Origin of the sequence: Parasphingomonas halimpatiens (assembly GCF_036663795.1) — a bacterium.
Taxonomy (GTDB): domain Bacteria; phylum Pseudomonadota; class Alphaproteobacteria; order Sphingomonadales; family Sphingomonadaceae; genus Sphingomonas.
In genome coordinates this window covers 1-14,529 of sequence record NZ_JAXOJP010000001.1, presented here as the reverse complement: position 1 = coordinate 14,529, position 14,529 = coordinate 1, and the positions used below count along the sequence as shown (strand labels likewise).

At 66.6% G+C, this 14,529-nt stretch carries 15 protein-coding genes, 1 tRNA gene and 1 pseudogene; 2 read left to right on the top strand and 15 right to left on the bottom strand.

Going from position 1 to position 14,529, the window contains the following annotated elements; translation table 11 throughout:
• Positions 1-237: 237 nt before the first annotated feature.
• The 8 genes from dapF to U1839_RS00050 form a co-directional block, all read right to left on the bottom strand.
• Positions 238-1,194, bottom strand: a complete 957-nt coding sequence (gene dapF, locus U1839_RS00085) for a diaminopimelate epimerase (RefSeq protein WP_332801634.1) — start codon at positions 1,192-1,194, stop codon at positions 238-240.
• Between the two features lie 69 nt (positions 1,195-1,263).
• Positions 1,264-1,339 (bottom strand) — tRNA-Val (locus tag U1839_RS00080).
• A 52-nt stretch (positions 1,340-1,391) separates the two neighbouring features.
• Positions 1,392-2,297 (bottom strand): hypothetical protein, encoded by a 906-nt coding sequence (locus tag U1839_RS00075; RefSeq protein ID WP_332801633.1) that lies wholly within the window; start codon positions 2,295-2,297, stop codon positions 1,392-1,394.
• Positions 2,298-2,319: 22 nt separating this feature from the next.
• Positions 2,320-3,759, bottom strand: a complete 1,440-nt coding sequence (locus U1839_RS00070) for an NAD(P)(+) transhydrogenase (Re/Si-specific) subunit beta (protein WP_332801632.1) — start codon at positions 3,757-3,759, stop codon at positions 2,320-2,322.
• 98 nt (positions 3,760-3,857) lie between these two features.
• Positions 3,858-4,169, bottom strand: a complete 312-nt coding sequence (locus U1839_RS00065; RefSeq protein WP_332801631.1) for a proton-translocating transhydrogenase family protein — start codon at positions 4,167-4,169, stop codon at positions 3,858-3,860.
• A gap of 30 nt (positions 4,170-4,199) precedes the next feature.
• Positions 4,200-4,916, bottom strand: a complete 717-nt coding sequence (locus U1839_RS00060; protein ID WP_332801630.1) for a hypothetical protein — start codon at positions 4,914-4,916, stop codon at positions 4,200-4,202.
• Positions 4,916-6,037, bottom strand: coding sequence for an NAD(P) transhydrogenase subunit alpha (locus tag U1839_RS00055; RefSeq protein WP_332801629.1), 1,122 nt, complete (start codon positions 6,035-6,037; stop codon positions 4,916-4,918). Before U1839_RS00055 ends, U1839_RS00060 begins: the two co-directional genes overlap by 1 nt.
• A gap of 7 nt (positions 6,038-6,044) precedes the next feature.
• Positions 6,045-6,173, bottom strand: coding sequence for an aa3-type cytochrome c oxidase subunit IV (locus U1839_RS00050; protein WP_332801628.1), 129 nt, complete (start codon positions 6,171-6,173; stop codon positions 6,045-6,047).
• Positions 6,174-6,340: 167 nt separating this feature from the next.
• Here U1839_RS00050 and U1839_RS00045 point away from each other — a divergent pair, with 167 nt between their 5' ends.
• A complete protein-coding gene (locus U1839_RS00045) occupies positions 6,341-7,765 on the top strand; it encodes a sigma-54-dependent transcriptional regulator (RefSeq protein ID WP_332801627.1) in 1,425 nt (474 codons plus the stop codon).
• Positions 7,766-7,836: 71 nt separating this feature from the next.
• Positions 7,837-8,589, top strand: coding sequence for an SDR family NAD(P)-dependent oxidoreductase (locus tag U1839_RS00040; protein ID WP_332801626.1), 753 nt, complete (start codon positions 7,837-7,839; stop codon positions 8,587-8,589).
• A gap of 28 nt (positions 8,590-8,617) precedes the next feature.
• Here U1839_RS00040 and U1839_RS00035 read toward each other — a convergent pair.
• The 7 genes and pseudogenes from U1839_RS00035 to U1839_RS00005 all read right to left on the bottom strand — a co-directional run.
• Positions 8,618-8,786, bottom strand: a pseudogene (locus tag U1839_RS00035) (dihydropteroate synthase); the annotation flags it as partial.
• A gap of 44 nt (positions 8,787-8,830) precedes the next feature.
• Positions 8,831-9,505, bottom strand: a complete 675-nt coding sequence (locus U1839_RS00030) for a hypothetical protein (protein ID WP_332801625.1) — start codon at positions 9,503-9,505, stop codon at positions 8,831-8,833.
• Between the two features lie 11 nt (positions 9,506-9,516).
• Positions 9,517-10,578, bottom strand: a complete 1,062-nt coding sequence (gene folP, locus U1839_RS00025; RefSeq protein ID WP_332801624.1) for a dihydropteroate synthase — start codon at positions 10,576-10,578, stop codon at positions 9,517-9,519.
• A gap of 133 nt (positions 10,579-10,711) precedes the next feature.
• Complete coding sequence (locus tag U1839_RS00020; protein WP_332801623.1) at positions 10,712-11,845, bottom strand: site-specific DNA-methyltransferase; 1,134 nt, start codon at positions 11,843-11,845, stop codon at positions 10,712-10,714.
• 182 nt (positions 11,846-12,027) lie between these two features.
• Complete coding sequence (gene rnhB, locus U1839_RS00015) at positions 12,028-12,630, bottom strand: ribonuclease HII (protein WP_332801622.1); 603 nt, start codon at positions 12,628-12,630, stop codon at positions 12,028-12,030.
• Entirely contained in the window at positions 12,627-13,853 is a 1,227-nt protein-coding gene (gene thiD, locus U1839_RS00010; protein WP_332801621.1) for a bifunctional hydroxymethylpyrimidine kinase/phosphomethylpyrimidine kinase, read from the bottom strand. The genes rnhB and thiD overlap by 4 nt, the downstream gene beginning before the upstream one ends.
• A complete protein-coding gene (locus U1839_RS00005; RefSeq protein ID WP_332801620.1) occupies positions 13,853-14,077 on the bottom strand; it encodes a DUF1272 domain-containing protein in 225 nt (74 codons plus the stop codon). The genes thiD and U1839_RS00005 overlap by 1 nt, the downstream gene beginning before the upstream one ends.
• Between the last annotated feature and the right edge of the window lie 452 nt (positions 14,078-14,529).

The window sequence follows — 14,529 nt, the reverse complement described above, 5'->3', positions numbered from 1 at the left end:
GCCACCACCGGCCATCCGCCGGTACAAATTAGGTTTGTTGATAGGGTGATAGCGCACAATTCGGCAAATTGGCCGTGTCCGCATCCGGACGGGGCGACATGCAGCGCGCGCGTGAAACGGCGCGGCGACCAGCACGATTCGGCGGTTGCGCCGCGCCCTGCCGCCCGCGCTGTGTCCCGGCGCCTCGATATGGGACGATTCGGCCCCGGCCATGTCGCAATCCGCGATTCGGCGGAACTACGCGATACCCTGGCTTGCCGCGTCTGCGAGATGGGACCAGGCGGCAATCTCGTCATTGTGATGGCTGGCAATCTCCAGCGCGCCGGCGATTCCCCGCGCCGCGTCGATCTCGGCCGAGCCCTCCCATTCGAAAGTCGCATTGCCCGACAGGCTGACCATGCCGTCGCGCCCGGCCTCGGCACGCACCAGACCGCCCTTGTTGAGGATGGTAAGCGTCGCCTCGAATGGCACATGTCCCGCTAGGCACGCGGCATAGGCCGAGGCGGCCATCGCGCTGCCGCAGCTGTCGGTCAGCCCGACACCGCGCTCGAAGGTTCGCACGAACAGCATGGTCGGGCCGCGCCGCTCGACGAACGAGACATTGGCCCGCCCCGGCAACCATGCCGGTGCGGCTTCGCAGACTTTGCCGATCGCGACCAGTTCGGCCTCGTCGATCCGATCGACGAACGCCACGAGGTGCGGATTGGGCATGGCGACAGCGGTGAAGCGGCGCGACGTCGGCAGCCCGGCAAGCGGCCGATCGATCAGCTGCGTGCCGTCGAGGCCGGATATCCATGCCGCGGCATCGAGATCGGCCGGGCCGGCGGTTTCGCGGATCGTCACCACGCCTTGGGCGATCGCCGGGTCGCGGGTCACCGCCGCGCGCGTCGTCCTGAGGCGCACCATCGCCGCGTCGATGCCGAGCCGTTCGAAACCGAGCCGCGCGACGCAGCGCAGGCCGTTGAGGCAGGTTTCCGCCTCGCTGCCGTCGCTGTTGAACATCCGCATGCCGAAGGCGCAGTCCGCGTCGCCGTCGGTCAGCAGCAACAGGCCATCGCCGCCGACCGGCCCGCGCCGATCGGCCAGCGCGCGGGCGATCCCCGGCCAGTCCCCCGCATCGACCGCGAGGCCACGCGCATCGATCAGCGGGAAATCGTTGCCCGACCCGTGGCATTTGATGAAGCTGAGGCGCATCGCGCGCTCCTATCCGATCGGCCGGGGCCGCGTCACCCCCGGCGCCGCGCAAGGCGCGCGGGCCGGTTATGGTGGGCGCTGACGGGTTCGAACCGCCGGCCTACTCGGTGTAAACGAGCCGCTCTACCAGCTGAGCTAAGCGCCCTCCGCCACGGCCGATGCCAAATCGCGGCCCCGGGGGCAAGGGCGGGGTGCGATCAGGCGAAGGTTTCGACCAGATCGACATCGGTGGTGCCGATCAGATCCTGCGCCGCGGTCGCGGCGGCGCCACCCCAGATCGCATAGCTGAGTCCCACCAGCAGCCCGTTGCCGATTGCCGACAGGATCGTCAGCAAGCTCAACCCGCCGAGCTGACTCTGCATCTGCAGCTGGCTGAACGCCTGTATCGCCTGCTGCGAGAATCCGTGCGAGAAAGCCTGCGCCAACACCGGACCCATGGTGAAGGTCAGGACCACCATATAAAGAATGAACAGCATCACGCCGAGCACGAAATAAGCGCCAAACAGGCGCCAGAAATGGCCCTTGGTCAGCCGCCAGGATTCCCCGATGATGATCTTGCGGCGCGAAATGGTCAGCGCGGAGACCAGTGACAGACGCACCATCAGGAAGACCAGCGCGCAGTAAAATGCCAAGATGAGCAGGGGAACCACCGCCAATCCGACGCCGCCGCGCGAACCGCCGAGCGCCATCGCGAACACTCCACCGATCGCCGCGACGATCAGGGCGCCAACCACCGCAACGATGAAAAAGCCGATGCCCAGGATGACGAACAATCCGAGAAGCCTCAACTCATCCATGCCGAGGCGCAGTCCGAGCACGCTATCTTCGCCGGGGCGCAGGATGGTGCGCAACGACGCGGCGATCAGTACCAGCGTGATCACCAGGATGATGAGATAGAACGGCAGCAGCATGCCCAACATACCAAGCCCCGGGGGGGGGGCACCGTTCTGCATGCCGGCCATCTGCCGTGCCATGGTCGGCATCATGACCAGCGTATAGGCAAACATGATGACGGTGTAGACGGCGCTCCAGCCGAGCACCGCCAGCGGCCGCTCGCGAAAATGGCGAAAGGCGCCATTGATGATCGATCCGAACGTTAGCATGGCCGCCCCCCATTTTACGTCGCTACCCCAGCGACTTGACGATCTCTTCCACCATTTTCTTGGCGTCGGCAAGCAGCATCATGGTATTGTCCATATAGAACACGTCGTTATCGACGCCGGCATAGCCGACGCCGCCCATGCTGCGCTTGACGAACAGCACCGTCTTGGCCTTTTCGACGTCAAGAATCGGCATGCCGTAGATCGGCGAGGACTTGTCGGTCTTGGCCGCCGGATTGGTCACGTCGTTGGCCCCGATGACGAAGGCGACATCGGTCTGCGCGAATTCGCTGTTGATGTCCTCGAGCTCGAACACCTCGTCATAAGGCACATTGGCTTCGGCGAGCAGCACGTTCATGTGCCCCGGCATGCGGCCCGCGACGGGGTGGATGGCGTATTTCACCTTCACGCCCTGTTCCTTGAGCTTGTCGGCCATTTCGCGCAGCACATGCTGCGCCTGGGCGACCGCCATGCCGTAGCCGGGGACGATGATGACCTGCTCGGCCTGGCTCATCAGGAAGGCGGCATCCTCGGCCGAGCCGCGCTTCCACGGCCGGTCGCTCGCCGCCGCCGCCGCGCCGCCGGCACTGTCGCCGCCAAAACCGCCGGCGATCACCGAGATGAAGCTGCGGTTCATCGCGCGGCACATGATGTAGCTCAGGATCGCACCCGACGACCCGACCAGCGCGCCGGTGATGATCATCGCGGTGTTGTGCAGCGTGAAGCCCATCGCCGCCGCCGCCCAGCCCGAATAGCTGTTGAGCATCGACACCACGACCGGCATGTCCGCCCCGCCGATCGGGATGATCAGCAGGAAGCCGATCGCGAAGCTGAGCAACGTCACGGTCCAGAAGATCCATGGCGCCTGGTCCTGGGTGAAATAGCCGATCAGGCCGAGAATCCCGGCAAGCACCGCGAGATTGATCACGTGGCGGCCCGGCAGCATGATCGGCTTGCCGCCCATATTGCCGTTCAATTTGAGGAAGGCGATGACCGACCCCGAGAAGGTGATCGCGCCGATCGCGACGCCGAGCCCCATCTCGATCCGGCTGACGGTAAGGATCTGACCCGCTTCGTCGACGATGCCGAACGCAGCCGGATTGAGGAACGCGGCGCACGCCACCAGCACCGCCGCGAGGCCGACCAGCGAGTGGAAGGCGGCGACGAGCTGCGGCATGTCGGTCATCGCGATGCGCCGCGCGGTAACGAGGCCGATCGCCGCGCCGATGCCGATCGCGACGACGATCTCGATCACCGTCAGCGTATCGATCGTCGACGGGTCGAGGCGCGGGACATGCGTAATCAGCGTCGTCACGACCGCGATGGTCATCCCGATCATGCCGAAACGATTGCCGCGCTGGCTCGATGTCGGGCTCGAAAGCCCGCGCAACGCGAGGATGAAGCACACGCCCGCGATAAGATAGGCGAGCGACGCCCAGGGATTCACCGCAATCGAATGTTCCATACCTTATCCCCAACCGTCACCCCGGACTTGTTCCGGGGTCCACCGCGCCACAAGCGCAAGTGGATGCGTGGACCCCGGACATGTCCGGGGTGACGAAATCAATGCTTGGCCGCGGCGGGCCGATCTTTCTTCTTGTACATCGCCAACATCCGCGCGGTCACCGCGAAGCCGCCGAAGATATTGACGCTGGCCAGCACCACCGCGAGCAGCCCGAGCCATTTCGAGGTCGCCCCCGTCCCGCCGAGCCCGATCGCCGCCGAAGCGATCAGCGCGCCGACGATGATCACCGACGAGATCGCATTGGTCACCGCCATGAGCGGCGTGTGCAGCGCCGGCGTGACCGACCAAACGACGTAATAGCCCACGAAGCAGGCCATGACGAAGATCGACAGGATCGAGATGAAGTCCATGCTTGCTTCCTAGTTAAGGCCGAAACCGACCTAAAAGACCGAGCGGGCCGGCGGTGAAACGACCTGCACGATATAGGCGCCGCCGCTCTTGCGCAGAAAGGTGATGCTGCCGCCATGCAGATCTACATGAACCGGGAGCACCGATGCGCGCAGGCTGATCTCCTGTGTCGAACAAAAGGTCGGTGTCGTGTCGCGCCCGAGAAAATTCTTGCTCGGACTGCCATCGAAGCACAGGGCGAACCGGGCGGGCATGACCAGACCGCCGGTAGACATCTCCTGCAACCGCACCTCGAGTGTCGGCTGATCCGAAGTGGCTTCCTCATACCGCGCTGGTGCGCCTATCGTCGCGACCGCGCCTTCGTCGCCCAATGACTGAAAGAAATAGGCGCTTTGGGTGTGAACGTAGAAATAGCGATCGAAGCTATGGTCGCCATCCGAATCAATAAAGCAGGCGCTTCTGCCACGATAGGCGCCGCCCGTTACGCAGGCCGCATGATCATCGCCATCGGTCAGGATCAATAAGCTGCCTTTTGGCGCCACGACGACGCCATCGCTGCCGACGACATCGTCCGATAGGCGATAGCTGGTCTTCGGCACGAGGTGCGCGAAGACGACCGACGCAGTGCTTTTCACCCGCCCCTCGGTCTGTGCCGCCTGCTCGCCAACCACAACCCAGCTCGCCGTGCGGAGCGGGGGCGCCGCACCAAGCAGTGCCAGGAGCAGCGGCAGCAGCGCCAGGCGCCGCATCAGCCCAGCAGCCTCGCATTCACGACGGCCCCATCCCTGGTCAGCCGCACCGCATCCCCGATCTCTTCGTCTAGCACCGGCTTGCCGCTTTCCTTGTCCCAGAAGGTCGACAGGAAATTATACAGGTTGCGCGAGAACAGCGCCGACGCATCGGCCGCGAGCCGGCCCGCGACATTGCGATGGCCGACGATCTTCACGCCCGAGACGGTGACGACCTCGCCGGCGACCGCGCCCTCGACATTGCCGCCCTGCTCGACCGCGAGATCGACGATCACGCTGCCCGGTTTCATGCTGGCGACCTGCGCCGCCGAGATCAGCCGCGGCGCCGGGCGCCCCGGGATCAGCGCGGTGGTGATAACGATGTCCTGCTTGGCGATATGCCCCGACACCAGTTCGGCCTGTGCCTTCTGATATTCCGGGCTCATCTCGCCGGCATAACCGCCCGAGCCCTCGCCCTCGATGCCCGCGACATTCTCGACGAAGATCGGCTTGGCGCCCAATGATTGGATCTGTTCCTTGGTGGCCGAGCGCACATCGGTCGCCGAGACCTGCGCGCCGAGCCGTCGCGCGGTGGCGATCGCCTGGAGGCCGGCCACGCCGACGCCCATCACGAACACCCGCGCCGCCGAGACGGTGCCGGCAGCGGTCATCATCATCGGGAAGGCGCGGCCATATTCGGCCGCCGCGTCGAGCACCGCCTTGTAGCCGGCGAGGTTCGACTGCGACGACAATATGTCCATCGACTGGGCGCGCGTGATGCGCGGCATGAATTCCATCGCCAGCGCCTCGAGCCCGGCCTTGGCATAGGCATCGACGCGCGCGCGCTCGCCGAACGGATTGAGCCCGGCGACCAGCCAGGCGCCCGCCACCATGCCTGTCAGGGTCGCCGGATCGGGACCCTGCACGCCGAGCATGATGTCCGCACCGTTCAACGTTTCGGCCCGCGTGCCGAGCGTGGCACCGGCGGCTTCATAATCCGCATCGGCGCAGGACGCGCCTGCCCCGGCGCCGCGCTCGACAGCCATGGTCGCGCCGAGCGCGATGAACTTCTTGACCGTTTCCGGCGTGGCGGCGACGCGACGCTCGCCCTCGGCTTGTTCCTTGAGGACGGCGATCTTCATGCCAGCGCTACTTATGCGATATCAGCCAGATCACCGCGAAGGCGATCACGAAACTGGCGACCGCGCCATATTTCAGCAACCCTATCACGCCATGATAGGTCGATTCGTGTGCTTTCATGTCACCGTTGCCGGCCATCGTGAAACCCCTTGATACGCCCCTGCTCCGCCATGGCCTTAGCCCGGTCGGGCCGGTTCCTTCAAGTCCCGTCCCGTCCGTCCCGTGTTGGGGCGCTTAAGGCCGCTTTTACACCTAATGGCTATGGTTACTCGCTGGACCTGAATCTGACGACGGGAAACGCCGCCATGACGCGCAACGGACAGCGCCTATTGATGCTGATCGACGAGGAGCCGGCGCAGCGCCGACTCGTCGCCGCGATCGCCGCACGGCGCGGCTGGCGATCGGTGTTCGCCGCCGATGGCGAGATGGCGATCGCCATGCTCGGCACGCAGGACGGGATGCAGCTCGACGCGATCCTGCTCGACCATTGGGCACCCGAGGCCGACGCCACCCCGCTGATCAACGAGATTCGCGCGCGCCGCCCGGCGCTGCCGCTGCTGATGCTCACCGCCAACGGCTCGGTCGCCCAGGCCGTCGCCGCGATGCGTGCCGGCGCGACCGACTTTCTCGTCAAGCCGCTCGCCGCCGAACGTCTGCTCGGCGCGCTCGACGCGGCTGTCGCCGGCAAGGCCGCAGGCGAGCTGCGCCCGCTGACCGAGAAGATCCCCGCCTTGCTCGCCTTCGACGAGATCGTCGGCTCGGCGCCCGATTTCCGCTCGGCGCTGGCGATTGCCGCCAAGGCGGCGCGCGCGCGTGTCCCCGTGCTGCTCGAGGGCGAGAGCGGCGTCGGCAAGGAAGTCGTCGCCGAGGCGATCCATGCCGCTTCCCCGCGCAACAAGAAGCCGATGATCGCGGTCAATTGCGGCGCGATCCCCGCCAATCTCGTCGAGAGCGAGCTGTTCGGGCACGAAAAGGGCGCCTTCACCGGCGCATTCGAGCGCAAGATCGGCCGCTTCGCCGAAGCCGATGGCGGCACCCTGTTCCTCGACGAGGTCGGCGAAATGCCGCTCGAGACGCAGGTCAAACTGCTGCGCGTGCTGCAATCGGGCGAGATTCAGCCGGTCGGCGCGCGCCATGTCCGCGAGGTCGATGTCCGCGTCATCGCCGCGACCAACAAAAGGCTGATCGACGAGGTCGAGGGCGGGCGCTTCCGCGAGGATCTCTATTACCGCCTCAACGTCGTCCAGGTGACGATCCCGCCCTTGCGCGAGCGCGCCGGCGACATCCCCGCGCTCGCCCGCCATCTGCTCGCCCGGATCGCGCAGCAGCCCGGGCTGCGGCCGCTCGGTATCACCGACGACGCGCTGGCGCTGCTCGGCAAATATGACTGGCCCGGCAATGTCCGCCAGCTGCAGAACGCGCTGTTCCGCGCTGCCGTGCTGTGCGACGGCGCCGCACTGACCAGTGCCGACTTCCCGCAGATCGCCGCGCTCGGCGCCGCGCGCCACAGCGTGCCTGGCCCGACGCCGATGGCGACCTCGGGCGGCGTCACGCTGTTCCACGCCGACGGCAATCTGCGCGCGCTCGACGAGATCGAGGCCGACGTCATCCGCCTCGCCATCGGCCATTATCGCGGCCGCATGACCGAAGTCGCGCGCCGCCTCGGCATCGGCCGCTCGACGCTCTACCGCAAGCTCGGCGAACTCGGCATCGACAACGCCGCGGCCTGAGCCGTCCGAATTTTGTCAGGGGTCCGGCGCGCCAGCGTGACGCTGCGCCCATCGGCCGCTAACAGGCGGCGATGAGCGACTTTACCGGCAAGACGATCCTGATCACCGGCGCGGCGTCGGGCATCGGCCTGGCGGTCGCGCGGCATCTCGACGCGCAAGGCGCGGGGCGGCTGGTGCTGGTCGACCGCGATGCGACCGCGCTCGAAACGCTGGCCTTTATCTGCACGGTCGAGCGGATTGCCGGCGACGTCACCGCCGAGGCGCTGTGGGACGACCTCGCACCGCGTTTGGCGAGGCTCGACCATGCCGTGATCAATGCCGGTGTCGCGGGCGCCAGCCCGGTCGCGGAGCTCGCCTTTGCCGAGTGGCGCCGCATCCTCTCGGTCAATCTCGACGGCGCCTTCCTGACGATGCGCGCGGCGTTGCGCGCCATGGCCGGCCGCGGCGGCAGCATCGTCGCGACGTCGTCGGCGGCGGGGATCAAGCCCGAACCGGGCGTCGCCGCCTATGGCGCGTCGAAGGCGGCGCTGATCCACCTCGTCAAGGTCGCGGCGAAGGAAGGCGCGGCGGACCGGATCCGCGTCAACGCCATCGCCCCGGCCGGCGTCGAGACGCCGGTGTGGGACGCGGTGCCGATGTTCGCCGAGCGCGCCGCGGCGATCGGCCGTAACGCCGCCTTTGCCGAACTCGCCGCCATGGCGACCCCGCTCGGCCGCTACGCCAAGCCCGAGGAAATCGCCGGGCAAATCGCCTTCCTGCTGTCGGAGGCAGCGGCGCTGATCACCGGGACGGTGCTGGTCAGCGACGGCGGTTACACACTGTAACTGGCCGACTTTTCTAGTCGCGCGGCGATTATCGCCTCACGAGCGCCTGGTCGCGCAACCCTCGCCAGACATGGATCGCTTGCACCGTCTCCGCCACATCATCGGCGCGGCGCCGTTGCACACGCCTCGACACCCTTCATCGCCAGCGCGAGCGAGCCCCCGAGCCGGGCGGCGGCCGGCGCCTCGCCGGTAGCCGCATATCCGCGAGCACCTGAACGTGGGTGTCAGCCGAACCGGCCACTCATGGCTGCCAGACCTCGAAATTGCCGTCGGGCGCGACGCCCGTCAGCAGCATATGACCTCGCCAATCGACCATGATCAGGTGGTGGCTGGCGTTGAGCTTCGCGAACGCCCGCGACAGGGCCATGTCGTCCGACCCCGCCTGTACGCTCGCACCAAGCACAGGGATGCCGGTGGAATCATGGAAGCCATAAAGCGCGACGCTACGGCCGAGCGGCAGCGAAAAACCGTTCGCGACGCGGCCGACAACCGCATGCTCCTCATAGAACAAAACCGGTGCCGCGTGCGGCTGAACGCCCAGTGCGGCGGCGATCGTCCCGACGGCGCCAGCGCCGGGCAAGACCGGCTGCGCGTGCAGCTTCCGCACGTAAATCTTGTCCCAATAGGCGCCGCTGCGGTGCTGCTTCTCGAAAGCAACCAGTTCCGTCAGCTTCGCTTCGATTTCGGATCGACGGCTGGCCGGGAAGAACTCGATCTGTCGCCAATCGTCTTCATGGAAAACCAGATCCGTCGGCCCGATCTTGCCCGCCTCGACAACGGGCGCGGCATCGTCCGAAATCGTCGAGATCGACGCCAGAATCGTGTTCGGATCGACCAGCTGAACCTTCTGCGCGGAAGAGCCGTCCGCAAATCCGAACAGCGCCAGAAATCCGGTGAGTATCTTCCGCATCATCATGCGCCTCCCCGCTACCGCCCGACCAGCGCCTGGTCGCGCAGGCCGCGCCAGACATGGATCGCCTGCACCGTCTCGGCCACGTCGTGGACGCGGAGCAGTTGCACGCCGGCCTCGACGCCCTTCATCGCCAGCGCGAGCGAGCCGCCGAGGCGGGCGGCGGCGGGGGCCTCGTTGGACAGCGCGCCGATCATGCGCTTGCGGCTGGCGCCGAGCATGATCGGGCAGCCGAGACCATGGAACAGCGCGAGGCCGTTGATCAGCGCGAGATTGTCGGCGAGCGACTTGCCGAAGCCGATGCCGGGATCGACCATGATCCGCGACCGCTCGATCCCCGCCGCGACGGCCGCAGCAATGCGCGCCTCCAGCCAATCGAACACCTCGGTCAGCACATGGCCGTAACCACCCCCGCCATGCGGGCCCTTTTTCGGGTCGGGCGAGTGCATCAGGATCACCGGGCAGCCGGCCTGCGCGACGACGCCCGTCGCGCGCTCGTCCCACAGCAGCGCCGACACGTCGTTGACGATCCGCGCGCCGGCGCCGAGCGCGGCTTCCATCACCATCGCCTTGCGCGTGTCGATCGAGACCAGGGTCCCGGCGGCGGCGAGGCGCTCGATCACCGGCACGACGCGCTTGGCCTCGTCGCCTTCCCACACCAAAGGCGCATTGGGGCGGGTCGATTCACCGCCGACATCGATCAGCGCGGCACCCGCCGCCGCCATCGCCACGCCGGCCGCGGCCGCGGCGGCGGGCTCGTTCTCCAGCTTGCCGCCGTCGGAGAAACTGTCGGGGGTGACGTTGAGGATGCCGGCGACCTGTGGCTGGTCGAAGCGCAGCGTGCGCTCGCCGAGCGTCAGCGCCGGGCGCGGCGCGGTGATCACGGCGTGGAGCGCGGCGGCGCGGGCGTTGCCGCCAAGCGCCTGTTCGAAATCGGCGATCGCGACGGTGCGGCGCGCATCGCCCTCGATCACCTCATAGGCGGCGAACCACAGCATCCCGCCGGCCAGCCGCGCGACCGCGCCATCGCGCCCGACAGGGGTGTCGACGAACTGGATCGGGCGGAGGTGGAGGGACAATGGCGCTACTCCTTATGCCCTTCCCCGGCGAAGGCCGGGGCCCAGTTGGAGCGGCCGCTGTAACGAAGCGAACCGCTCGATCAAGGATCGATGCGTCACTCGATCCTGGCCTCCGTCGGGAAAGGTAGAATGTTTATGGCTGCGTCGCGAGCAGATAGGTCTGGCGCAGCGTGTCGATCGGCTTGAGGCCGTCGGGCGTCTCATGGTGCCAGAAGGTCCAGCCGTTGCACGCCGGCGCGTTCTGCAGCACCGAGCCGAGCTTGTGGATCGAGCCGGTCTGGCCGCATTCGCTGAGCACCGAACCGTCGGCGCGCACCGTGATGCGAAAGCGGCGCTTGGCGTCGGTCAGCACCGCGCCCGCCGCCAACATGCCGTTCTCGACGATCGTGCCGAAGGCGACGCGCGGCGCGGCCTTGGGCGACTGCATCGTGGTCAGCGCGGATTCGTCGAGCGGCAGCGCGGCGTCGATGCGCTCGCGCGCCGCCGACACATAACCCTGCTCGCGCTCGATGCCGATCCAGCGCCGGCCGAGCCGCTTGGCCACCGCGCCGGTCGTGCCGGTGCCGAAGAACGGGTCGAGCACCACGTCGCCCGGCTTGGTGCAGGCGAGCAGGATACGGTAGATCAGCGCCTCGGGCTTCTGCGTCGGGTGGACCTTCACGCCGTCCTTCTTGAGCCGCTCCTGCCCGCCGCAGATCGGGAATTCCCAGTCGGAGCGCATCTGCAGCTCGTCGTTCAGCGTCTTCATGCTGCGATAGTTGAAGGTGTAGCGCGCCTTTTCACCCATCGACGCCCAGATCAACGTCTCATGCGCATTGGTGAAGCGCGTGCCCTTGAAATTGGGCATCGGGTTGGCCTTGCGCCAGACGATGTCGTTGAGGATCCAGTAGCCGAGATCCTGGATCGCCGAGCCGACCTTGAAGATGTTGTGATAGCTGCCGATCACCCAGATCGCGCCATTGTCCTTGAGGATGCGGCGCGCCTCGGTCAGCCAGGCGCGGGTGAAGGCGTCGTAGATGGCGAGGCTGTCGAACTTGTCCCAGTCGTCGGTCACGGCATCGACATGGCTGCCGTCGGGCCGGCTGAGATCGCCGCCGAGCTGGAGGTTGTAGGGCGGGTCGGCGAAGATCATGTCGACCGACTTGGCCGGCAGCGAACGCATCGCGGTGATGCAATCCTGCATGATGATCGTGTCGAGCGGCAACGTCGCCCGTGGCGCTTCGGCCACCGGCGCGTCGGCGCGCGAAATCGTTTCAATAAGCCCCATCAGTCCCGTCCCCGCGTTCGTTATGCGCATCCAAGGAGAATGTGCGGACTCCGGTCAAGAAGAACTTAGTTAACGGGAATCCCTAAGAAATCGTTAACAAAGCGGAACATTTTAGGACGCTGCCCAGATGTTGAGTCCCGACTTATCCACAGGCACCAAACATGGTGTGTGGCGCAAAAGACTCAGAACGGCAGAGAAGCTTGCGCGACCGGCGCGAAGGATCGGCGGTGCAGCGGGCACGGGCCATATTCGCGCAACGCACGCAGATGATCGGGCGCGCCATAGCCCTTGTTGGAGTGCCAGCCATAATGCGGATGTGATTCGGCGTGGGCGATCATGATCGTGTCGCGGGTGTGCTTGGCGACGATCGACGCGGCGGCGATCGACAGGCTGATCGTATCGCCCTTGACGATCGCAGTGGCGGCATGGCCCCAGCGCGGCAGGCGGTTGCCGTCGACCAGCACATGGCCCGGGGCACAGCCCAGCGCCTCGACCGCCAGCTCCATCGCCTTCATCGTCGCCCAATAGATGTTGAGCCGGTCGATCTCGTCGGCCTCGACGATGCCGATGCCGATAATCGCACAGTCGCGCAGCCGATCGTGCAGGCGCAGCCGTTCGGCGGCCGAGAGCTTCTTCGAATCGTTGATGCCGCGCGGCACGCCGCGCGCCGGCAGGATCACCGCCGCCGCAACGACCGGCCCGGCCAGCGGCCCGCGCCCCGCCTCATCGACCCCGGCGACGGGGGCGAGGCAGAGCTTTTCGTGGCGCAGCGACGGCCCGGTCATGCCAGCCGCCAGGGCGGGAAGCGGCGATTTTCGTCGGCCTGGTAGAGGCAGATGGCATTGCCGGCGGGATCGTTCAGCCGTGCCTCGCGCCACAGCCATTCCTGTTCGGTCGGAAGTTGCGTGAAGGTCACGCCCGCTTCCTGCAACCGCGCGACCTCCGCGTCGAGATCCTCGCACTCGAAGAACAGGGTCGGCCGTGCATCCTGTTCGATCGACAGCGTCGCACCGCCCGCTGCCTCGAAGCGGGCATAATGCGCGTCATCGGTGCCGACGATCTGCTTGAGCCCGAGCAGCGCGTAGAAATCGCGCGACGCGGCATAATCGGTCATGCCGATCGTCACCTGGTTGAAGCGCGCGCCGGGGCCGAGATCGAGCCGGACCTTCTGGTGCCCCATCGGGCCGTGTCCGCCGCCAAGCCCGGGTGCGTCCTTGAGCGCCATCCGCACGAACTGGCGCGCGCCGACCACCGCCGCGTCAAGCGACGCACCGCGTGCGAGATAGGTGGCGATCGCCGAAGCGAGCGTACAGCCGGTGCCGTGCGAATGCCGAGTCTCGATGATCCGCCCTGGCCATTCCCACTGCGAGAATCCGGCTTTCGCGTCGAAACAGAACAGGCGATCGTAAAGAAAGCAATCGGTCGATGTCTGGGGCGAATGCCCTTCGGGGGTCAGTTGGTATGTAGTCCCGCCGGCGATTAGCGTGCCGGTAGCGAGAATCGCCGTGTGATATCGCTCAGCAAGCTCACCAGCTGCGTCAAATATGCCGAGATCCGAATCGTCGCTGCTACCCGAAAGTACCGCCAGTTCGTCGGGGTTCGGCGTTGTGACGGTCGCCAGCTTCATCAACCGCGTGAACGCGTCGATCGTCGCCGCGTCGGCCAGCGCATCGCCACTCGTCGCGACCATCACCGGATCGAACACGATCGGCACCGACAGCCCCTCCAGCCGCTCCGCCACGGCATGCGCCGTTTCCGCCGAGCCGATCATGCCGATCTTGACCGCGTCGACGCCGATGTCGCTCACCACCGAATCGATCTGCGCGATGACCATGTCGGCCGGCACCGGCATTACCGCCTGCACGCCGAGCGTGTTTTGCGCGGTGATCGCCGTGATCGCGGTCATGGCGTGGCCGCCGAGCATCGTCACGGTTTTGATGTCGGCCTGAATGCCGGCGCCGCCGCCCGAATCCGAGCCGGCGATGATCAGGATGCGCGGGGTATCCATCAGCTGGCGAACTTGCGCCCCGTCGCAGCGGGGTGGCGTTGCAGCGCGCTGCCGACGCGCGTCGGGCGGTCGGTCAGCTCGCCGCCGCAATTGGGGCAGCGATCGTCGAACCCCTCGGCGCATTCGGCGCAGAAGGTGCATTCGAACGAACAGATGAACGCGCCGCCGGCATCGGCCGGCAGGTCGGCGCCGCAGCGTTCGCAGTCGGGGCGCATTTCAAGCATGGCCGGGTCCTTATCACTACCCCTTCGACATCGGGAGGGGGATGGAGGAAAATCCTTCTCCCCTTGTGGGCGTTTTGGCGCGTGACGGGTCGAAATGCTCCCCCGGAGCATTTCTCAATCATGCCGGGGGCATGATTGACCCGGCACGCGACAAAACGGGTGGCGCGAAGCGCCGGATGAGGGGGCTCTGCGGCCCTTCGCCGCAGAGCGGGTCGCGGCGCGACCCCCAACGCAACGACCGCCCCGCTACTCCCCCTCACCCTCCCATTGTTGCGCAATGGGCCCCTCCCTCTCCCACAAGGCTACAGCATTCACACATCGTGGTTGCCATGTGGTTTTGGTCTGATTCGATGTCCTTGAGAGCGGGAGGACATGATGGAGCAGACGCTGGGCCGATTTGGAGATCGGCGCCTGGAAAAAGGGGGGCCTTTCTCCTGGGTCGTTTGTTGGCG